1 protein-coding gene is annotated in these 1,532 nt (G+C 65.3%); it reads right to left on the bottom strand.

Annotated elements, in window-relative coordinates; translation table 11 throughout:
* Positions 1–1,016 (bottom strand): hypothetical protein (locus tag NTW26_08565; protein ID MCX7022304.1); only part of this gene is annotated, 1,016 nt, incomplete at its 3' end.
* Positions 1,017–1,532: the final 516 nt, after the last annotated feature.

The raw sequence follows: 1,532 nt of genomic DNA, 5'->3' as shown, positions 1-1,532 counted from the left end.
ATGGAATTGACCACGGCACCGGTGGTGGGGTCTCCGCGGCCCAGCCAGATGTGCCCATTGTCATGGGGGACGGTGTCGGCGGCCACCTTCAGCGTGCCCGCCATGATCCGCAGATGCCCGACATTGGCGTCGCCGAACCGCCCGTCGCCCACGCCCACGCGGTAGCCGTATTCCCACGTGCCGCCGGTGATGCTCATCACGCCCGTGCCGGGGAAACGATTGCTGTCATCATCGACGTATTCCTGGCCGATGTTGAACCAGTCACGGGTCACGAACTGCCCGCCCGACAGGTTGTACTCCCCGTAGCCGCCCACGCCGATCCTACCGACCTTGTCGCTGCTAGGGCCATTCGGGGGCAGGGCCCCATTGATCCGAACCAAGCCACCGCTCTGGTTGATGACGCCGGTGGCGCCCACGCCGTTGCCCATGTTGAATGTGGCCCCGGTGGTGAAGGGGCGAACGACGTTGATCGTTCCGCCCGAAATGTTCACCACACCGGCGGCGACGGGACTGGCGCCCACCGTCAACCCCCCGCCGCGCCGCCCGTTGACGTTGACGAGCCCGCCGTCCATGGTCATCGTTCCGCCGTAATACTCGCCGATCCTGAAACGCAGCGGGTTCTCAGGCGGATCCTCGAAAGACGGATCGTCGCTGTAGAGCGACATCGTCCCGCCGCTGGTGACGTACACGGTGGTTCCCGGCCCCGTCGCCTGGCCCGTGATCTGCGGACCGCCGATCAGCAGGTTCTGGCTCGACAGCAGCGAGTTGAGTGTGGTCGTCGTGCCGTTGCGGATGATGGCCGTGTCACCCAGCGTCCCGGTGGGGTAGGTCCCTGTGTAGGCCTGGGGCAGGCGCGTGGCCCCCGTGCGGCTGGCGGGATTGCCCGCGTCAGTAATGATGTACCAGTTGCCCGCAACGGCCAGATTGCCGCTGGGACCCTGATATTCGATGGTGGCAGCCTGCATGGCCGACACCCCCGCCAACAACGCCAGCACGAGCGCAAGATTCCTGGTCATTTGTTCAGCCTCCTTCTTGAGGATTGAAGCCAACACGTAACACGTGTGAGCGACAGTCTTTCCAAACCGAGCATGCGAGGCGCTGGTCCCCGGCCGGGATACGCCACGTACCTTGAGGTGCATCAGACGATAATCATTATACCGCAGTTGCCGGAATCGGCAAGAGGCTTCCAACCATTACCGATAGTCCGGACGTTGCACGGGTGCAGGCTATAAGGCCGACGACAACACCCCAGCCAGGACCTCGGGGGGCAGTTCGACGGGGTTGCACTTCATGGAACTGGTCCGTTGGGCCACCCGCCAGCTCGGGGGCCTGTTCGAACCGCCCGGCGCCAAAGACGATCCGCGACGGGCCGTGGAACTCGAAGCCGCGCATCGCCGCCTCAGCCTTGCCCCGCCGACAACGCCCGCGCCCACTCGCGCCCGATCTCCTCCAACACCGCCAGCCTGTGCGGGAGGTTCTGGAGGCGCAGGGGGATCACGTCCGCCACCTCCAGGTGTGACGACTGGAGCACC

The organism is bacterium (genome assembly GCA_026398675.1).
Lineage (GTDB): Bacteria > RBG-13-66-14 > RBG-13-66-14 > RBG-13-66-14 > RBG-13-66-14 > RBG-13-66-14.
The sequence above is the reverse complement of the archived record's forward strand: the minus strand, read 5'-3'. Positions and strand labels throughout refer to the sequence as shown.